Origin of the sequence: Mesorhizobium sp. M0659 (assembly GCF_040320605.1) — a bacterium.
Taxonomy (GTDB): domain Bacteria; phylum Pseudomonadota; class Alphaproteobacteria; order Rhizobiales; family Rhizobiaceae; genus Mesorhizobium.
In genome coordinates, this window is record NZ_JAMYPY010000013.1 from 104,832 (window position 1) to 124,319 (window position 19,488).

Annotated in this window: 17 protein-coding genes; 5 read left to right on the forward strand and 12 right to left on the reverse strand. The window is 64.7% G+C overall.

The annotated features are described in order from the left end of the window. The first annotated feature begins 1 nt into the window (after position 1). Positions 2–1,684, forward strand: a complete 1,683-nt coding sequence (locus NKI31_RS20770; RefSeq protein WP_352652458.1) for a hydantoinase B/oxoprolinase family protein — start codon at positions 2–4, stop codon at positions 1,682–1,684. A 22-nt stretch (positions 1,685–1,706) separates the two neighbouring features. On the opposite strand, the gene NKI31_RS20775 is transcribed toward NKI31_RS20770, so the two are convergent. Beyond that, positions 1,707–2,597 (reverse strand): SGNH/GDSL hydrolase family protein, encoded by an 891-nt coding sequence (locus NKI31_RS20775; protein ID WP_023703684.1) that lies wholly within the window; start codon positions 2,595–2,597, stop codon positions 1,707–1,709. 254 nt (positions 2,598–2,851) lie between these two features. Between NKI31_RS20775 and NKI31_RS20780 the strand changes: the two genes are divergently transcribed. Continuing rightward, positions 2,852–3,622 (forward strand): ABC transporter substrate-binding protein, encoded by a 771-nt coding sequence (locus NKI31_RS20780; protein ID WP_023671296.1) that lies wholly within the window; start codon positions 2,852–2,854, stop codon positions 3,620–3,622. A 70-nt stretch (positions 3,623–3,692) separates the two neighbouring features. Continuing rightward, positions 3,693–4,808, forward strand: a complete 1,116-nt coding sequence (locus tag NKI31_RS20785) for an aminomethyl transferase family protein (protein ID WP_023736892.1) — start codon at positions 3,693–3,695, stop codon at positions 4,806–4,808. Position 4,809: 1 nt separating this feature from the next. Here the strand turns inward: NKI31_RS20785 and NKI31_RS20790 are convergent, their stop codons facing one another. Genes NKI31_RS20790 through NKI31_RS20815 form a run of 6 tightly spaced genes read right to left on the reverse strand, consistent with a single transcriptional unit; the run spans position 4,810 to position 12,105 of the window. Continuing rightward, on the reverse strand, positions 4,810–5,271 hold the full coding sequence (locus tag NKI31_RS20790) for a MarR family winged helix-turn-helix transcriptional regulator (RefSeq protein WP_023736893.1): 462 nt from the start codon (positions 5,269–5,271) through the stop codon (positions 4,810–4,812). Beyond that, a complete protein-coding gene (locus tag NKI31_RS20795; RefSeq protein ID WP_023806235.1) occupies positions 5,268–5,852 on the reverse strand; it encodes an amino acid synthesis family protein in 585 nt (194 codons plus the stop codon). Before NKI31_RS20795 ends, NKI31_RS20790 begins: the two co-directional genes overlap by 4 nt. Beyond that, the gene (locus NKI31_RS20800; RefSeq protein ID WP_023815982.1) at positions 5,845–6,729 is read right to left on the reverse strand and encodes a UPF0280 family protein; all 885 of its coding nucleotides are present in this window, start codon (positions 6,727–6,729) and stop codon (positions 5,845–5,847) included. Before NKI31_RS20800 ends, NKI31_RS20795 begins: the two co-directional genes overlap by 8 nt. Continuing rightward, entirely contained in the window at positions 6,729–8,270 is a 1,542-nt protein-coding gene (locus tag NKI31_RS20805; protein WP_023703689.1) for a hypothetical protein, read from the reverse strand. Before NKI31_RS20805 ends, NKI31_RS20800 begins: the two co-directional genes overlap by 1 nt. Next, complete coding sequence (locus NKI31_RS20810; protein ID WP_352652459.1) at positions 8,267–11,230, reverse strand: molybdopterin-dependent oxidoreductase; 2,964 nt, start codon at positions 11,228–11,230, stop codon at positions 8,267–8,269. Before NKI31_RS20810 ends, NKI31_RS20805 begins: the two co-directional genes overlap by 4 nt. 11 nt (positions 11,231–11,241) lie before the next feature. Continuing rightward, positions 11,242–12,105 carry an FAD binding domain-containing protein gene (locus NKI31_RS20815; protein ID WP_023745842.1) on the reverse strand — a complete coding sequence of 288 codons (864 nt, stop codon included), beginning with the start codon at positions 12,103–12,105 and terminating at the stop codon, positions 11,242–11,244. Positions 12,106–12,387: 282 nt separating this feature from the next. On the opposite strand from NKI31_RS20815, the gene pncA reads away from it, so the two are divergent. Both pncA and NKI31_RS20825 read left to right on the forward strand, forming a co-directional pair. Next, positions 12,388–13,002 (forward strand): bifunctional nicotinamidase/pyrazinamidase, encoded by a 615-nt coding sequence (gene pncA, locus NKI31_RS20820; protein ID WP_023683560.1) that lies wholly within the window; start codon positions 12,388–12,390, stop codon positions 13,000–13,002. Positions 13,003–13,087: 85 nt separating this feature from the next. Then, complete coding sequence (locus NKI31_RS20825; RefSeq protein ID WP_050587082.1) at positions 13,088–14,455, forward strand: sodium:proton antiporter; 1,368 nt, start codon at positions 13,088–13,090, stop codon at positions 14,453–14,455. Positions 14,456–14,580: 125 nt separating this feature from the next. Here NKI31_RS20825 and NKI31_RS20830 read toward each other — a convergent pair whose 3' ends face one another. The 5 genes from NKI31_RS20830 to NKI31_RS20850 all read right to left on the reverse strand — a co-directional run bounded on the left by NKI31_RS20830 (position 14,581) and on the right by NKI31_RS20850 (position 19,371). Next, positions 14,581–15,348: an ABC transporter ATP-binding protein gene (locus NKI31_RS20830; protein ID WP_352652460.1), complete on the reverse strand. Its 768-nt coding sequence runs from the start codon at positions 15,346–15,348 to the stop codon at positions 14,581–14,583. Then, positions 15,345–16,070 carry an ABC transporter ATP-binding protein gene (locus NKI31_RS20835; RefSeq protein ID WP_023693111.1) on the reverse strand — a complete coding sequence of 242 codons (726 nt, stop codon included), beginning with the start codon at positions 16,068–16,070 and terminating at the stop codon, positions 15,345–15,347. The genes NKI31_RS20830 and NKI31_RS20835 overlap by 4 nt, the downstream gene beginning before the upstream one ends. After that, the gene (locus NKI31_RS20840; RefSeq protein ID WP_352652461.1) at positions 16,067–17,029 is read right to left on the reverse strand and encodes a branched-chain amino acid ABC transporter permease; all 963 of its coding nucleotides are present in this window, start codon (positions 17,027–17,029) and stop codon (positions 16,067–16,069) included. The genes NKI31_RS20835 and NKI31_RS20840 overlap by 4 nt, the downstream gene beginning before the upstream one ends. Next, on the reverse strand, positions 17,026–17,907 hold the full coding sequence (locus tag NKI31_RS20845) for a branched-chain amino acid ABC transporter permease (protein WP_023745846.1): 882 nt from the start codon (positions 17,905–17,907) through the stop codon (positions 17,026–17,028). The genes NKI31_RS20840 and NKI31_RS20845 overlap by 4 nt, the downstream gene beginning before the upstream one ends. A 159-nt stretch (positions 17,908–18,066) precedes the next feature. Beyond that, positions 18,067–19,371 carry an ABC transporter substrate-binding protein gene (locus tag NKI31_RS20850; protein ID WP_023671283.1) on the reverse strand — a complete coding sequence of 435 codons (1,305 nt, stop codon included), beginning with the start codon at positions 19,369–19,371 and terminating at the stop codon, positions 18,067–18,069. Positions 19,372–19,488 lie beyond the last annotated feature (117 nt).

Sequence of the window (19,488 nt, forward strand, 5' to 3'; positions counted from 1 at the left end):
GATGCAAAAGCTCGACGCCATCACGCTTTCGGTCCTGCAGGCAGCCTTGCAGCAGGTCTGCGACGAGATGGATCTCACTTTCTCCCGCGCGGCCTTCTCGCCGGTCATCGCCGAAGCCAATGACCGCTCCGACGGCATCTACTCGGCCGTCGACGGCTCGCTGATCGCACAAGGCAGCCAGGGCCTGCCGGTGTTCGTCGGCGTCATGCAGTATTCGACCAAAACGGTGATCGAGATGATCGCCGACGGCCGCTGCCTGCCCCCGGAACCCGGCGACATCTACATCGTCAACGATCCCTATCTCGGCGGCACGCATCTGATGGACGTGCGCTTCGCCATGCCGGTCTATCGCGACGGCAAGATATTTTGCTGGCTATCGAATACCGGCCACTGGCCCGATATCGGTGGCTCGGTGCCGGGCGGCTTCTCCGCTTCCGCCACAGCCGTCGAGCAGGAAGGCCTGCGGCTGCCGCCGGTCAAGCTGTTCAAGAAGGGCGTGTTGGACACGGAAATCTACGCCATCATCTGCTCCAACATCCGCGTCGCCGACCAGCGCATCGGCGATATAAGGGCGCAGGCCGCCGCATTGCTGATCGGCCAGGACAGGCTCAATGGAATCCTCGATCGTTACGGCGACGAAACTGTTGTCGAGGCGATCGCCGAACTGCGTCGCCGCGCCGCCGAGCAGATGCGCGCCAACATCTCCGCCATTCCCGATGGCACATACAGTTCGAAGGCCTTTGTCGACTCGGACGGCGTGGTCAACGAGCCGCTGACCATCGCGCTCGCCGTCGACAAGCAGGGCGACACGCTGACCTTCGACTTTACCGGCTCGTCAAAACCATGCGCGGGGCCCATGAACAGCGTGCTGGCGACGACCTTGTCGTCGGTCTATCTCGCCATGCGCCATATTTTCCCTGATGTGCCGATCAGCGCCGGCGCTTTCGAGCCGCTGATCGTCAAGCGGCCGGAAGGCACGTTCCTCGACGCCAAATACCCGCGGCCGGTCTCGGGCTGCGCGGCTGAAGTCTCGCAGCGCATCGCCGAGGCGGTGTTCGCGGCGATGGTGCAGGCGCTGCCGGAAAAGGTGACGGCCGCGCCCGCCGGCTCCAGCGGCAATTTCGCGCTCGGCGGCAACGATCCGGCCCGCGGCCGCGACTATGTGATGTATCAGATCTCCGGCGGCGGCTATGGCGGCAATTCCGGCCATGACGGCCTGACCAATGGCTGCTCGACCATCGGCATTTCGAAATCGCCGCCGGTCGAGATCATGGAGCAGGCCTTTCCGGTTCTCTACCGCCACTATGCCTTGCGCGAAGGCTCCGGCGGCGCCGGCAAGCAGCGCGGCGGTTTTGGCCTCGCCTATGAGGTCGAGATATTGCGAGGAGAGGCGCGCGCGTCCTTCGTCATGGACCATGGCCGTTTCGGCCCGCAAGGCGCGCTCGGCGGCAAGGACGGCGCGGTGAACACGGTGACCGTGTTCCGCGACGGCGAGGCACATGTGCCGCCGCATCTGTCCAAGGAACAGGACATCGCGCTCAAGGCCGGCGACCGCGTGAGGGTCGGCACGCCCGGGGGCGGCGGCTATGGTGATCCGCGTGAGCGCGACCCGAAACTGGTCGCCGAAGACATCAGGCTTGGTTACTACACCGTTGAACAAGCCAAAGAGCTGTTCGGAACCTGACAGCCGACAGGCCCGAGCCGCGTCAGGTCTGCAGCTTGGCCTTCAGCGCATCGGCGAATTTTTGCGCGATCTTCTTGAAGCCGGCGGGATCGGGATGCAGTTCGTTGGCCCAGTCGGCCACCTTCAACGTTCCCTGCGTGTCGACCAGATGGAAATTGTTGTTGGGATCGTCGGCCAGGCGCTTCACCACATCGCGGAACGCCGCCAGCGCGTCGTGAACGATGACCGTGCCCTTGCCGACCGTCCAGTTGCAGAAATCGAGCGACGGTTTCAGCCACGGGCCGACACAGGACGGATGCGCTCCGTTCGGGATCGGAAAATCATAGCAATGGCCAAAGATCGGCACGCCTGGCGCGACGCGGTCGCGCAGCGCGAACAAATCGAGATAGCAGGCCTCGACCATGCCGAGCGCCTTGGTGAAGCGGTTCTTGTTCAGCCCGGGGGCGTGGCCGTCATTGAAGTCAAGGAAGATGCAGAACTGGTCGCCGGCAATGTCGTTGCCACCGGCAGAGAACAGGATGGCATCGGGCTTGCCGTCCAGCCAGTTGGCCTTGTTGCGCAGGGCGGCGATCATGCGCTGCTGCTTGGGCAGCGACATCTCGTCGGTCGCCGCATCGCCATGATGGGCAAGGTTGAGGATGGTCGGCGGCATCGAGCCGATGCGGCGCAGCTGCGCGATCACGTCGGTGTCGACGAACGGAAAGCCGTTGCCGGTGAGCGGATAGTCGAACCAGGAATCGCCCTGCGCCAGCATCACCAGCGGCCGGTTGGCGACGGCCGCCTCGAGATTGCCGGCGCTTTCCCTTGCGGTTTCGAGCCGCTCGATGTTGGCCTGGTGAACCTTGATGCGCTTGGCGATGTCGTCGTCTATGCGCCGCTGCGCGGCTTCCTGCACGAATTCCTGCTGGTCCATCCCCAGGTCCCTCCCACGACCGTCTACTTCCAGCTGAACATGCGCCCATGTCCATGATCGGTCTGTAATTTAGATCACAGTAAGATTCCTGGGGAAGGACGGCTTGCCGCGCCGTGATCGCCGCAGAGCATGTCGTTTCCGTCTCCGTGGGGCCTGCAAAAGACCATAGACTTCTATCCTTGTTTTCGCGCAATTCCGGACGGGAAACCGCCAACACCTTCCCTGGAATTGCTTAGTCAACGGAGATCAGGAACATGCGTCTTTTCGGTCGTTTCGTGCTTGCCGCTTCCGCCGCCCTGCTGCTTGGGACCGGTGCTGCCTCCGCCGAGAAACTCAGGATCGGGACCGAGGGCGCCTATCCGCCTTTCAACTATGCCAACTCGGACGGCACGCTGGGCGGCTTCGACATCGACCTCGGCAAGGCGCTGTGTGCCGAGATGAAGGCCGAGTGCGAATTCTCCGTACAGGATTTCGATGGTTCCATTCCGGCGCTGCAGGCCGGCAAGTTCGACGCCATCATCAACATCACCATCACGCCGGAACGGGCCGAGAAGGTCGAGTTCACCCACAAATATTACCAGACGCCGCCGGCCATCGCCGTGCCGAAGGATTCGACCATCGCCGGCACATCGCCGGACGATCTGAAGGGCAAGGTGCTGGGCGTGCAGAGCGCAACCATCCACCAGAATTTCGCCGAGCAGAAATACTCCGGCTCGACCGTGAAAGCCTATCCGACGGGCGACGACGCCCGCACCGACATGGCCAATGGCCGGCTCGACGCGATGATGGACGGCTCGATCATCCTGACCGAATGGCTGAAGAAGCCCGATGGCGCCTGCTGCAAATTGCTCGGCACGCTGACCGCCGATCCGGCCATTCACGGCCCCGGCGTCGGCATCGCCCTGCAAAAGGGCAACAAGGAACTTGCCGACAAGTTCAATGCCGCAATCGAGGCGCTGCGCGCCAACGGCAAGTACAAGGAAATCAACGACAAGTACTTCGCCTTCGACGTCTACGGGGGTTAATCCCTCAGCCAACCCGACCTCGGCAGCGCCACCCGGCGCTGCCGTTTTCATGAGATGACGGAGAAGTTTCTTGGTTGAGCGGCGCTCCCCTTTCTACACCAGCATCGTTGGCCTCGGCGCCACGATGGGCCGGGTCGGCGGCGACTTCGTCTCGGCCAAAACTTATTCCGGCATCGCCGACGAGCATCTGAACACGCGCAAGAATGTCGGCGTGCAGGATCTCAGCACCATGGGCAAGATGGACATCAAGGGGCCGGAAGCGGAGGCGCTGGTCAACCACGTTATCGTCAACGATGCGGCCGCGATGAGCCCCGGCCAGGTGCGCTATTCCACCGTCTGCCGCGACGATGGCGGCATCATGGACGACCTCACCGTGTTCCGGCTGGCGCCTGAGCATTTCATGCTGGTGACCGGCTCGGTCAACCGGCTGAAGATGCTGCCCTGGCTGCAGCATCATGCTGAAGCGCGAAAGGCCTATGTCACCGACATCACCGCGGCCGTCGCCTTCCCGACCATACAGGGGCCGCGCTCCCGCGAGCTGCTGAAAGCACTGGTTTCGGATGCCGATCTCGATGAGTTGAAACGCTGGGCGTTCACTTCAGGGCGCGTCGGCGAGACCAAAGTCCTGATCTCACGCACCGGGGTGACCGGCGAGCTCGGCTTCGAACTGTTCGTGCCGGCGGACGAGGCGACTTCCGTCTGGGACGCGCTGGTGCGGACCGGCGGCGATTTCGGCTTGAAGCCATACGGCGTGCTGGCCATGTTCACGCTCGGGCTGGAAAAGGCCTATCCGGCGCATGGCATCGACATGGACGAGAGCCGTACGCCCTTCCATGTCGGGCTCGATCGCTGGATCAAGTTCGACAAGGGCGAGTTCATCGGCCGCGAGGCATTGCTCAAAATTCGCGACAAGGGGCTCGACGAACGCTGGACCGGGCTGATTCTCGACGGTGACAAGCCGGCCGCGACGGATGCCAGGGTTTTCGCCGACGGCGAGGATGCCGGCGTCGTCACCTACAGCGATCACGGCTATTCCTTAGGCAAAGTTCTGGCGACGGCGCATTTGCGGCTGCCGTTCACCGCCATCGGGACCGAACTCAGCATCGACATTGACGGCAAGCCGACCCGCGCGGTGGTGGCGCCGATGCCATTCTTCGATCCTGAAGGCGCTCGGCTGCGGGCCTAAATCAGGCTAACTTCGCTAGCAGCCGCATAAACGTGGCCGCTTCCTTGACCGTCAGCGGCGCCAGTGTCTCCTGGGTGATGGCGCGGGCCAACGGGATCAGCCGTTCGATCGCCTCGCGTCCCTCTGGCGTGAGGTTGACCAGCAGCCGCCTCTTGTCGACCTCGTGTTTGGTCAGATCGACCAGGCCACGCGCCTTCAGCCGGTCGATGACGCCCTTGACCGTCGCCGCATCCATGGCGATCAGCGTGCCCAACTGGTTCTGCGAGGTCTCGCCGACATCGTGCAGCTTGGCAAGTGCAGCGAATTGCGGCGGCGTCAGGTCGCTGATCTGGGCGGCAAAGATCGAGACATGGCGCTGATGCGCCTTGCGCAGGATGAAGCCGACCTGCTCCTGCAGGCGGTAGTCATGTTCGTCGGGCTCTTCGGCCTCGACGAGCTTGAGAAGATTGTCCCCGCCGCTCATCGCAAGCCGTCCCAGGCCTTGATGTCGCCGACCGCCAGGCCGCCCATGCGGTCGTGCACGCGGGGGCCGCAGCTCATGGCGAGGCAGAACAGGATTTCGTCGGCGCGCGGCCCGTCGCTGAGACCGACCTCCATGGCGTCGAAATGGCTACGCACATAGGCGGCGTTGGTGTGGCCGAGCGGCACGTCGAGCCGCGAGCCGAAGGCGCCGACCTTGGTTGCCGACGGCACGATCGCCTTGGCGTCGCCCAGCCGCTCGCGCATGGCGTAACCGCCGGGCACATGCCACAGCGCGCCGTGCTCCAGCTCCCCCGACGAGCCGACAATGGTGCCCTTGCCGTAGGCGTCGATCTGCTTGATGTCGCCGCCCAATGCGGCAATGAGCTTGTCGGTGAGCAGCAGGCCAAGCGGCTTCAGATCGTCCATGGCGCTCTGCAGTTCTTCGACGTAGCGGCCGGCGAACGGGTTCTTCACCAGCGCCACGGCCGCCGCGCGGCGGCGCGGCGCAGCTGCGACCGGGCCGCCATCGTGAAAAATCTCTTCGGTCAGAACCGCAATCTTGCGGATCGGAAACTCAGGCATGGGCAACTTCCTTCCCTGGATTTTTGTTGGGCGCGGCAAGCGCCATGGAACCACTGATGCGGGCTTCCCCACCTAGAAACAGCGCCGATGCGGCAATCAGGCCGCGCCGGCGAAAATCTTCGGCGACGGCAAGGCCATTGTCCAGCGCCCGCTCCACATCGCCACGCGCGAGCATGCCGACGGCTTGTGTCACCAGCCGCGCGCCGAGATCGCTGTCGGGCACCAAGTCCTGCGCGGGAATGCGCTTGATGGCGGGATTGCCGGGCAGGTCGACGGCGTTGGCAATGAGTGTCGCGGCCGCATCGGCCTCGGCGCCGGTGTGCGCCAGCACGGTGACGGCGTCGGCAATGCCAAGCGAGAACGAACGGCCGCGCCAGCCGCTGGTGGCGACGCCGCGCACGCCGTCCGCCGAGCGAATGGTGAGGCGGTCGGCCATGCCGTTGCCGGTGCCGGCGATCGCCAGGTTCATCGACTGGCCCTTGCCGATATGGAGGGCGCTGTCGCCGCCATTGTTGACATAGGCCCGGTCGAGTCTGCGACCGGCAAGCAATGCCGAGAGCATTTCGTCGGCTACCGATCCGGCGACGGCGGCCATCGGCGTGATGAAGCATTCCGCCAAGGGCATGACGGCTGCTTCCATGCGCCGCGCCGTCGGGCCGGCGAAGGTGCGCGGCGCCAGGAAAAATGCCGGCAGCCGCAATTCGGGAAGCTCCTCGACCAACTCGATCAGGATCGTCTGGAAGCGCTCGATCGCCTGATCGTAGGCGGCACGACACTCAGCCGCCTCACCAAAGGCTTCGACGATCAGGTCGATCGGCCCGTGGTTGAGGTGCAGCCGCTTACCGTCCTGCAGCCAGTGGACTTGCGGGCCTTGCATCAGGTGGCCCCGTTCGAGCCGACGCGGCGCAATTGCGCGAGCGGCGGCCATGGGTTTTGAGCCTCGGCGGCTGAGCCGCGACGCGGGTTGAGATACTCGCCGCCTTTGGCAACGATATCCTCGACGCTTCGTATCTCGGCCTCGTAGCCGCCCAGCCGGACATAGTCGTCGCGACGCAGCGTGAATTCGATCGGCGCCACCAGTGCCGGGGTCGGGACATAACCGAACGCGCCTTCCGGCACGCGCATGACGTCGACCATCAGCGTGATGCCGCCGCCCGGCCAGACATAGACCGGCGCGCCGCCAACGGTAACATAGGTCTTCAAGCCCTGCACCGAGCGGGTGAGATTGACCGGGTTTTCGGTGACGCCGGCGCGCAGCGAACCGCCGGCGCCGCCGATGAACAGCACGGTGCAGAGCGCCGGCTCGCAATTGTCCTCGATCAGGCCGACCGATTTCTGCAGCCGCTCGGGGAACGGTTTTTCAACCGGCTTCAACTCGTCGTCGAGTTCGTAATAGGCGAACTGCTCGCCGGTGGTCGACACCATCAGCAGCGACAGGCCGGGGCGGGCGCCCTTCTTGGCGTTCCATCCGCCGAGGATCGACAGCGGGTCGGAAATCGAGGTGCCGCCCCAGCCAAGGCCGGGCTCGGAGACCTTGAAATAGCGGCCCGGCGTCGAGCGGCGGCCGATGATCTTGATGCCGGTGTCCTGCCAGCCCAGCACCTTGCCGGCCTGATGCTCGGAGACAACGCCGGTGATATGGTCGTCGACCACCACCACCTCGTCGACTAGGCCGCGCCATTGCGTGGCGAACATGCCGATCGTGGCCGAGCCGCAGCCGACCCGCATACGGTGTTCCTGCTTGCCGTCGATGACAGGTGGTTTGCCGGCTTCGACGATGATGGTGGCGCCGCCATCGATGGTCAGTTCGACCGGCTTGCGATTGCACAGACTGAGCATCGCGTCACAGGTTGCCCGGCCTTCGGCCTTGGAGCCGCCGGTCAGATGATGCACGCCGCCCAGCGACAGCATCTGCGAGCCATACTCGCCTGTCGTGACGTGGCCGATCGGCTCGCCTTGCGCGCGCACGATTGCCGTTTCGGGACCGAGATGGCGGTCGGTGTCGATCTTCACCTTGACGCCGCAGTACGAAAAAATGCCTTCGGTGACCACGGTCACCAGATCGACGCCCTCGACCTCCTGGCTGACGATGAAGGGGGCCGGCTTGTAGTCGGGATAGGTGGTGCCGGCGCCGATCGCAGTGACGAAGCGGCGGCCGGTGTTGACCAGTTCGCCGTCCCATTGCTCGCCCTCGGCGGTGAAGGGCACGACCGCGGCGCCACTCTCTGCCGCATGGTCGAGGATGGTCAGCGGGTCCATACGCACGATGCGGCCACCGACATTGCCGTAGCGGTCGCAGGCGCCGGTGCGGCCATCGGCGATGTAGCACATCACCGGACAGGCATCGCAGCGGATCTTTTCCGCCACCAGCTTTTCGCCCGGATCGTGGGTTTCGAAGCGTTCGGCAAGCTCGCTCATCGGCGTGCCTCCTTGTCGCGGATGCCATCTTTTTCGCGGATGGCGGCGCGGATGCGCGTCGGCGTCGCCGGAACCTTGGTGATGAGAACGCCGGTGGCGTGGCGTATGGCGTTGAGGATGGCGGGTGCGGTCGGGATCAGCACATGCTCGCCCAGGCCCTTGGCGCCGAACGGTCCCTCCGGATCGGGAACCTCGATCAATATGTGCTCGATCTCAGGCACATCGCCGATGGTCGGGATGAGATAGTCGTGCAAATTCTCGGTGCGACCGGGGATGTATTCCTCCATCAGCGCCATGCCGATGCCTTGCGCGATGCCACCTTCGATCTGGCCTTCGACCAGCAGCGGGTTGATAGCCTTGCCGACATCGTGCGCGGCGGTGATTTTCAAGAGCTTCACCGTGCCGAGCTTGAGATCGACTTCGAGTTCGGCGATCTGCGCGCCATAGCCATAGACGGCGTAAGGCTTGCCCTGGCCCTTGGCATCGAGCGGCAGCGTCGGCGGATCGTAGGTCTCCTCGGCGCGGAAGACGAAACCGCCCGCATCGACATCGAGGGCGGGGAGATCGATGCGCCGAGTGGCTTCGCCCTCGCGAATGACGATCACCGGACCGTCCAATTGCAGGGCCGCGTTCTCCGAGACATTGGCAAAGCGCAGGATCTTTTCGCGCAAGGCGCGGCCGGCTTTTTCGGCCGCCTTGCCGGTGACAAAAGTCTGGCGCGAGGCCGATGTTTTGCCGGCGTCCGGGCTGATCGCGGTGTCGGCGCTTCTCAGCTTGAATTTTTCCAGCGGCAGGCCAAGTGCGTCGGCGCAGATCTGGGCAATGACGGTGTTGGAGCCCTGGCCGATATCGACGGCGCCCTGATGCAGGATGACCTCCCCCTCTGGCGAGATACCGACCCGGATGGTCGACGGATTGGGCAGCGAGGTGTTGCCGCAGCCATACCAGCAGGACGCGATGCCGACGCCGCGCTTTTTGCTCGTATTGGCATTGTTGAATGTATCTGCGTCGGCCTTTGCGCGAGCCCAATGCGGTCGCAAGGAGTCGAGGCACTCGAAAATGCCGACGCCCGACTCCAGTCGCTGTCCGGTAACCGTTTCGGATCCGTTCCGAAGGCAGTTCTTTAGCCGAAAATCGAGCCGGTCCATGCCAAGCTTGCCGGCGAGCTCATCATAGAGCGTCTCCTGCATGATCGTCGCCTGCGGCACGCCGAAGCCACGGAAGGCGCCGGAAATCGGCCCGTGGGTGTGGATGGCGCGGCCTTCGGCGCGGTAGTTCGGCGTCGCATAGGGACCGGAGGCATGCACCGGCACGCGGTTGGCGACGGTCGGGCCCCAGCTGGCATAGGCGCCGGTGTTGAAATCGCCTGTGAAGACCATGCCGGTGACATGGCCCTCGGCATCTACGCCGATGGTCGCCTTCATCTCGGCGGGGTGGCGCTTGGTGGTCGACATCATCGATTCGGTGCGGGTGTAGGCAAGCGCCGCCGGCCGGCCGGTTTTCAGTGCCACAAGGCCGATGAGCGGCTGCAGCGACACGTCGAGCTTCGAGCCGAAGCCGCCGCCGGTCGCGGTCGGCACGATGCGCACCTTGTCGACGGCAAGACCGAGCACCTTTGCCGTTTCGTCACGGTCCATATAGGGGGCCTGGGTGCAGGCGACGACGACCAGCGTGTCGCCGTCCATGTAGGCATGGCCGGCTTCCGGCTCGATATAGGCGTGCTCGACATAGGAGGTGTCGATGGCACCGGACACCGTGTAAGCAGCCTCGCCAAGCGCCGCCTCGGGGTCGCCGCGCTCGACAAAGCCCTTGGTCAACAAATTGGCCGAGCGGTTCGCGTGGATGAGCGCCGCCCCTTCTGCCTGCGCGTCGCCGGGCTGCAGAAAATGCGGCAGCTCGGTCCAGCGGACCGGGAAATCCTGGAGGTCGAGATCGAGCATGGCCTCGCGCTCGCCGGCGACCAGCGCCACTGCCTCGCCGCGCAGCCGCGCAAAGCCTTCGGCCAGCGCCGGCTGGTCGGCAAACGGACCGATGACGCCGAAACAGTTTTTTCCCGGAATGTCGGCGGCGGTGAAGACGCCGACGGTGCCGGGATGCGACTTCACCCAGCCCTCCAGGTCGCCGAAGGCGAAGCCGGCATGATAATGCGGCGAGCGGACCACCAGCACAGCCAGCGCATCGGCGGGAAAGGAATCGCCGCCGAATTTTTCAGCGCCGGTGACTTTTGGCACGCCGTCGAGCCGGACCGGGGAGGCGCCTACAGCATTCCCTGTGGTTGGCATTCTACGTTCAAAGTTGAATTCCAACGAATGACGTTGGCGCTGCCCCTCACCCTTACCCTCTCCCCGTGAAGAACGGGGAGCGGGGAGCGTCGGCGCTGGAGCACTTCCCTTCTCCCCGTCACTATACGGGGTGAGGGTGCCGGCAGGCGGATGAGGGGCAGCGCCGTCGGTCGACGTCTCGAACCGTCCCGCATCCATCACTGCCGCGATGATCTTTCTGTAGCCGGTGCAACGGCAGAGGATGCCGCCCAGCGCATCCTGCACCTCGGTCTCGGTCGGATTCGGCGTGCCATCCAGCAGCGCCGTTGCCGCGACCAGCAGCGCCGGCGTGCAGATGCCGCATTGCGCGGCGCCATGCGCCAGGAAAGACGCCTGCAGCGCCGACAGCCGGCGATCGGCGAGGCCTTCGACGGTCGTTACGGACGTCCCGGCTGCGGAGGCCGCCGGCATCAGGCAGGCGCAGACGGCGTCGCCGTCGACCAGCACTGTGCAGGCGCCGCAATCGCCGGCATCGCAGCCAACCTTGGTGCCCGTCAGCTGCAATTCGTCGCGCAAAACCTGCGACAGCCGGCGCAGCGGCGGCACATTGACCGAGACGGCGGCGCCATTGACGGCGAAGGCGATCTCGGCGCGCTCGATGCCGAGGCCCGGCACGAGGTCGGGCAGGGCTTCAATCATCTCAGAGTGGCTCATGCCGCCACCATGCTGTTGTCGTTCGTCAGCCCGCAGGCCCCCAGCACGGCGCGAGCGACAAGCTCGCGCGCTGCGTCGAGCCGGTATTCGGCGCTGCCGCGCACGTCGGCAATCGGCGAGAGCTCGGCCATCGGCGCGGACAGGAGAGCATCGGCGAGTGCCGGGCCGACAGGCTTGCCCACCAGCACGGCTTCGACAGCGGCGAGCCGCCTGGCGACGGCCGAGCAGGACCCGACCGCGACAGCGGCTTCCATGACTATGCCACTCTCGGCAACGAGGCGCGCCGCCACCATGGCGATGGAGATGACGAGGTAGCGCCGCGCACCGAGCTTGACGAAGGCCGACGTGCCGGCAGAGGCCCGCTTCGTGATGCGGATGGCGGTGACCAGTTCGCCCGGCAGCAAAGCGGTGCGGCGGTTGCCGAGAATGAACTCCTGCAGCGGCAGATGACGCGTCGCGGCTGCAGAGCGCAGCTCGACCTCGGCGTCCAGCACCAGCAGTCCCGGAACGCCATCGGCGGCAGGCGAAGCATTGCAGAGATTGCCGGCGATCGAGGCGACATTCTGGATCTGCAGGGAGCCCACTTCGCGCGCGGCCTGCTTCAGCGCATCGAAAGCCGCCGGCAATGGATGGCGGACAAGGTCGGTCCAGGTGGTGCGGGCGCCCAAAACCCAATGGGTTTCGGTCTCGGCAATGCCGCGCAGCGAGACCAGGCCGTTAATATCGAGAACATTGTCGCGGAACGGTTTGGCGCCCTGCGCCGGATAGAAATCGGTGCCGCCGGCAAGCACGCGCCAGGCGCCCTCGCCCAGCAGAGCGAGCGCCTCGTCGAGCGTGGCGGGTTTCGCGTAACGGATCACGCTTTGCCTTCCAAAAAAATAGGCCTTCCCATTGGGACCTTCAAAAGGTGGGGTCTTCCCGAACCCCGCCAATGTCTGATCAGGCCAAATTCATTCGTATGCAAATGATATCAAGCTGGCGGAAATTGTCAAAGCCGGAGTTTAAGGGAACCCGGCCGCCAAGCATTTCTTACGCTTGCAGAGGTTGACGCAGGCGGCCATCCGGTCAAGTTTCAGCATCCGGTCGCATCAGCGGCGTATTTCACTCGATCCCCCGTTCGAGACTAGAAGAGGAGAGGCGCCATGGCCGACGAAGCGCTTGTTGTCATCGACCTGCAAAACGACTTCTGCCCCGGCGGCGCACTGGCGGTTGCCGGCGGCGACGAAATCGTGCCGCTGGTCAACGATCTGATTCGGCATGCCGAGCATGTCGTGCTGACGCAGGACTGGCACCCGGCCGGACATTCGAGCTTTGCCTCCAGCCATCCGGGGGCGCAGCCCTTTAGCGCGATCGAGATGCCCTATGGGCCGCAGACGCTGTGGCCGGACCATTGCATCCAGGGCAGCCTCGGCTCGGATTTTCACTCGGGGCTCGCCTGGACCAAGGCCGAGCTGGTAATCCGCAAGGGATTTCGCCCTGATATCGACAGCTACTCCGCCTTCTTCGAGAACGACCACAAGACGCCGACGGGGCTCGCCGGCTACCTCAAGGAGCGCAGCATCGACAGTGTGACCCTGGTTGGCCTGGCGACCGACTTCTGCGTTGCCTTTTCGGCCCTCGACGCGGTCAAGCAAGGCTTCAAGACGACGGTGCGGCTCGACGCGTGCCGCGGCATCGATCTAAACGGTTCGGTCGAGGCGATGCTGAAGAGGATGCGCGATGCCGGGGTGAAGCTCGAAGACCCGATCTCGGAGTGACTGGATCGTGACGCATCTAGGGGGCTGCACACAGTTGGGGAAGGCTTTCGCGGCAGGTGTACTCGCTTCCGCTGTGTCTCCGCAAATGGCCTTCGCGGCCGAGACCCGCGGCCTGCCCGATGCTGCCATGTCGCTGTGGTGGGCGCTGCCTTTCGCCGGCCTGCTGCTCTCGATCGCCACCGGACCGCTGCTGTTCCACCATGTCTGGGAGCATCATTACGGCAAGATCGCCGCCGGCTGGGGAGCGCTGGCGGTCATCCCGCTGATGGTTGCATTCGGCGTTCCGGTAGCCGGTGAAGCCGTGCTGCACACGCTGCTCACCGAATACATGTCCTTCATTATCCTGCTGTTCGCGCTCTACACCATTTCGGGCGGCATCCTTGTCGCCGGCAACATCCATGGCACGCCGCTGGTCAATGCCGGGCTGCTGCTCGTCGGGGCGATGCTGGCCTCGGTGATCGGCACCACCGGCGCCTCGATGATCCTGATCCGGCCGATGCTGCGCGCCAACGACAACCGGCAGTTCAACGCCCATGTCGTCATCTTCTTCATCTTCCTGGTGTCTAACATCGGCGGCTCGTTGACGCCCTTGGGCGACCCGCCATTGTTCGTCGGCTTCCTGCGCGGCGTCGACTTCTTCTGGACGTCGGCGAACCTCTGGCTCGAGACGCTGTTTACCGGCGGCCTGGTGCTGCTTGTCTTCCTGGCCATCGACATCATGCTGCATCGCCGTGAAGGCGGCGCGCCGAAGATCAAGGATCCGACTCCGGATACGAAGGTGCGCCTTCGCGGCCTGGCCAATCTGCCGTTGCTGGCCGGCGTCATTGCCGCGATCCTGCTTTCAGCTGCCTGGAAGCCGGGCGTGACTTTCTCCATCCTCGGCGTCGGCCTCGAACTGCAGAACCTGGTGCGCGATGCCATCATCCTGGCGCTCGCCGGGCTGTCGCTTGTCGTTTCCCTCAAGAGCCATCGCGAGGCCAACGGCTTCACCTGGGGCCCGATCGCGGAGGTGGCAAAACTGTTTGCCGGCATCTTCATCTGCATCGTGCCGGTCATTGCCATCCTTCGCGCCGGCCATGACGGCGCGCTGGCGCCGCTGGTGGCGCTGGTGACGTCACCCACCGGCCAGCCCAATGATCTCGCCTATTTCTGGCTGACCGGCGGGCTGTCGTCCTTCCTCGACAATGCGCCGACCTATCTGGTGTTTTTCGAACTCGCAGGCGGCGACGCGCGGCACCTGATGACGGAGGCGGCCTCGACGCTGGCCGCGATCTCGGCCGGCGCGGTGTTCATGGGCGCCAACACCTATATCGGCAATGCACCCAACTTCATGGTCTACGCCATTGCCCGACACCGCGGTGTGAAGATGCCGGGCTTCTTCGGCTACATGGCGTGGTCGGGCCTGGTGCTGATCCCGGTTTTCCTGATTGCGGGTTTTTTGTTCTTTGCGTGATGCGAAGGGCGCTGGGCCCTTACCTACCCCGTGTGGGGAGGTCGGACCGAAGGTCCGGGTGGGGGTCGGTGCCGCCCCCACCCGGCTGCTTCGCAGCCACCCTCCCCACAAGGGGGAGGGTAATCTTAGCCGACGCCTACATATCGGCGCACCGCCGACGGATCGGCGCGAAGCTGTTCGACATCCACCGTCTCGCGGTTACGGCCGTTTTCGATGAAGCAGACGCGGTCGGCGACGGACAGCACGGCGTCGACGCGCTGTTCGACCAGAATGGTGGAGACACCTAGCTCACGCAGCTTCACCACCGTCTCGCGGATCTTGGCGATCATCGACGGCATCAGCCCCTCCGTCGGCTCGTCTAGCAACAGCACCTGCGGCTCAAGGCAAAGCGCACGGGCCATGGCCAGCATCTGCTGCTCGCCGCCGGACAAAGTGCCGGAGCGCTGGCGCAGCCGCTGGCGCAGCAGCGGGAAGAGATCGAGCACGCTCTCGCGCGTCGCTCTGCCCTTGCCGCGCGCCATCAGACCGATCTCGATGTTTTCCGCCACCGTCATCTCGGCGAACAGCCGCCTGCCTTGCGGTACATAGGCGACGCCGGCCTTGGGCACCTCATGCGCCGGCAGGCCTGTCAATTCCTTGCCGGCGAGCCGGATCGAGCCGGCGCTCGACGGAACCAGCCCCATGATTGCTTTCAGCGCCGTCGTCTTGCCGGCGCCGTTGCGACCGAACAGGCACAGCACCTCGCCCTTGTTGAGCACGAGATCAAGCTCGTAGAGCACCTGAACCTCGCCATAGAAGCAATCGAGCCTGGAGATGGTCAGCGCTTCAGTCTTGTGGGCTTCAGTCTTGGGGGCCTCAGTCTTGGGGGCCTCAGTCTTGGGGGCTTCGCTCATGGCGCCGTCCCCAGATAGGCTTCCTGCACCTGTGTGTTGGCGCGAACCTGTTCGGGCGTGCCTTCGGCCAGGATCCTGCCGGCGTTGAAGACCGTGATGCGGTCGGCCAGCTGCATGACGACCGGCATGTTGTGCTCGATCAGGAGCACGGTGGCGCTCTTGGCAATCTCGCGCACCAGTCCGATGAAATTGTCGATCTCGCTGTCGGCCAGCCCCTGCGTCGGCTCGTCGAGGATCAAAAGCCGCGGCTTAAGCGCCAGGCCCATCGCGACTTCCAGCAGGCGCTGGTGGCCGTAGGAAAGTTGGCCGGCCGGCATATGGGCGCGGCCGGCAAGTCCGGTGCGTTCCAGCGCGGCCATGACGCCGGTGCGCACCGCACCTTTCGAGCGGCCATCGGTCAGCGTGCGCTGCACCGGCAACGCGACATTATCGTAGGCAGAGAGGTTGGCGAAGACGCTGGTGATCTGGAAGGTGTAGGCGATGCCCCGGCGCACCCTGAGATAGGCCGGCTGGCTGGTGATGTCGGCGCCGTCGAAGACGATCATGCCGGACGATGGCTGAATGCGGCCGCTGACCAGGCTGACGAAGGTGGTTTTGCCGGCGCCATTGGGGCCGATGACGGCGCGGATCTCGCCCGGCATCAGCTGAAAATCGACACCGTCGACGGCGCGCAGGCCGCCGAAACTGCGCGCCAGGCCTTTGGTAGTCAGCAACGGCATCATGGGAGCCACCCGAGCCAGCGCTGGCGGATGGTGCCCAGAATGCCTTTGGGGAAAAACAGCACCAGCAGGATGAGCGCAATACCGACGATCAGGAGATAGGCGGAGGTGTAGCCGCTGGCGGTGTCGATGACATAGTACATGAACACCGTGCCGAGCAGCGCGCCCAGCGTCGTGGCGGCGCCGCCGAGCAGCACCCAGAGCAGCGGCAGGATGGAATACTGCACCGAGGCAAAGCTCGAGCCGACATAGCCGAACAGCAGCGCATAGGCCGCACCCGAGGCGGCGCAGATGGTGCCGGAGACGACGACGGCGATCAGCTTGTTGGAGAAGGTGTCGTAGCCCAGCATTTTCGTGCGCTCCTCGTTCTCGCGCACCGCGACCAGCACGCGGCCATAGCGGGAGCGGACGAGGGCGAGGGTGATCAGCAGCACGACCGAGAACAGCGCCAGCGCGCTCATGTAGCGCACGGTCGGGTTGGTTAGGTCGAGCGATGTCGCGCCGAAGGCCAGAACCCGCGCGGGCTGCGGCACGACCAGACCCTGGTCGCCGCCGGTCCAGGCGGCGAAATAGAGGATGACGAGGTAAAACACCTGCGCGAACATCATGGTAACGATCATGAAGGCGACGCCGGTGGTGCGCAGCGCCAGCAGGCCGATCACCAGTGCCAGCAGCGCGCCGCAGGCGATGCCGGCGAGGAAAGCGAAAGGCACGTTCCAGCCGAGATGGATGACGGCGAGACCAGCGCCATAGAGCCCGGCGGCGAAGAACATGGCGTGGCCGAGGCTGAGCAGGCCGACATAGCCGAACAGCATGTTGTAGCCCATGGCGAACACCGCCAGCACCATGATGCGGGCGACGAGGCCGTGATGATAATCCGGCAGGACGAAGCTCAGGGCGAACAGCAGCGCGATGGCGCCGATGTGCAGAGCATAGGCTTTTGCCAGCGAAGCTTCGCTCATCGCGGCGCCTGCCCGAACAGGCCTTGCGGCCTGAACACCAGCACCATGGCCACCAGCAGCGTGGCGATGATCTTGGCCAAAGTCGGCGAGAAGAACACCGAGATGATGCCGTCGGACAGCCCGATCAGCACGGCGGCGACGACCGTGCCGCGCAGCGAGCCGAGGCCGCCGATGATGACGACGATGAAGGACAACAGCAGCGGGTCCTGCCCCATCAGGTAGTGCGCCTGACTGATCGGCACGATCAGCACGGCGGCGATGGCCGCCAGCATGGCGCCGAGCGCGAAGACGCCGGCATAGACGCGGGCGACCGGAATGCCGAAGGCCTGCGCCGTCTCGCTGTCATATTGGGTGGCGCGCATGATGAGGCCGATCTTGGTGCGCGTCAGCACCAGCCAGGTGGCGATGAGCAGAAGGGCCGAAGCGGCAATGATCGACAGCTTGTAGCCGGAATAGCCGAACCAGGGCAAAAGGATGCGGTAGCTGAAGGGCGGCTCCACCGGGCGCGCTTCCGGGCCATAGAAGCTCAACGCCAGCTGCTGGATGATGTAGAGCATGCCGATCGTGGCGACGATGGTGGCTTCCGGATTGTAATTGACCCGGCGCAGCACAAGCCGCTCGGCTACCAGCGCAATGGCGCCGACAATCAGCGGCGCAATCACCAGCGCCGCCAGGAAGCCGAGCGTGGGATGGCCGGGTATCGCCGTCGAGATCGCCCAGGCCAGCACCGCGCCCAGCATGAAGAACTCGCCATGGGCGACGTTGACGACGCGCATGACGCCGAACACCAGCGACAGCCCAAGCGCCGTCAGCGCCAACACGGCGGAGGTGACAAGGCCTTCGAGGGCGGCGAGGAGGAGGTGGGGTCCGAAATGCATTCAGGGCGCCCTTACCCTCCCCTTGTGGGGAGGGTGACCGCGCAGCGGTCGGGTGGGGGTTGGGCACGGGCCGTCGCGACCCCCACCCCGTCTCGCAAGCTTCGCAAAAGTGCGAAGCTTGCGTGCCGACCCTCCCCACAAGGGGGAGGGTAAGGCGCCTCACAGCGCCTGCGTCGTATAATCCCCTTCGGCCTCGTAAAGCCCGTCCTCGATCTTGGTCTTGTGGACGACCTTCATCTTGCCGCCTTCGACCTTGGAGATGTTCTGGATGCCAAAACACTGGTGGATCTTGCCGTTGAAGGTCTTGGGGCCTTGCGGATGCTCCGGGCCTTCGGCGAATTCGGTCAGAGCCTCGGTCGCCTCTACCAGCTTGGCGCGGTCTTCCGGGCCCTTGTAGCCGGCATCTTCCATCGCCTTCTTGACGACATAGAGCGTCTCCCAGCAGCCGAACATGTGGGCGGCGGTGGAGACGTCCTTGGGGTCGCCGACGGCAGCCCCATTGTCGTCGATGCCGACAGCGGCGCGGTAGGCTTTCTGGGCGGCCGAGTCATTGGCCTGCGCATAGCGCGGCGAACCTTCCCAGAAATGGCTGCCGTCCAGGAATTCGAGGCCGGGGCTGTTGATGTCGGTGGCTTCGAGCGAATCGATGAAGCCGAACAGCTGCGGCCGGTTGGAGCCGTAGAACTCGCCGAGTTCCTTGACGAAGGTGAGCACGGCCGGGCCGACCATCACGTGGTAGATGACTTCGGTCTCGGCGGGTATCTGCGGGAAGTATTTCGTGAAAGATGACTCTGTCGGCGGGATGGCGATCTGGGCGATGACCTCGGCGCCTTGCGCCTTCAGCGCCGGCGGCAGGTAGTCGCGATGGTCGTAGCCGAAGGCGAAATCGGGGAAGATCTGCGTCACCTTCTTGCCGGCATTGGCCGCGATCCATGGCGCCATCGACTGGATCTGGCTCTTCACATCGGTGATGCCAGGCTGGAAGACATAGCGGTTGAGCTTGGTCGAAGCGACGTGGTGGCCTTCGCTGACGACGAAATACGGGATCTTGTTTTCGCCGGCGGCCGGCGCCGAGCCGATCACCACATGCGAGAACAGCGTGCCGAAGACGATGTCGGTCTTGTGCTGGGTGGCGAACTTGCCGACCACCTCGGCGCCACGGCCGGGATCGGTGCCGTCATCCTCGATCACCAGTTCGACAGGTCGGCCATTGATGCCGCCGGCGTCGTTGATCGCCTTGACCGCGGCGGCACTGGTCTTTTCATACCAGCGGCCATAGGCGGCGCCGATGCCGGTGCGGTGCGACTGGAAGCCGATCTTGATTGGCGCCGAACTCTGCGCCTGGCTGTAGCGGACGAAGCCGGGCGCGAGCGTCAGCCCGGCGCCGGCGGCGAGACCTTTCAGCGCGGTGCGGCGGCTAAGGGTGGATTTGGAGAGATCGAAAAACCCATTCTTGTCAGTCACGGCAGTTCCCCTGTTTTTGAGTTTTGACTGTCTGTAACGAGGCAAGGCCACTCCCTTGCAGGAGGGGCAGAAATTGCATGTGTACAAACTAAATCACCAAAGCACAGAGCTTGCAAG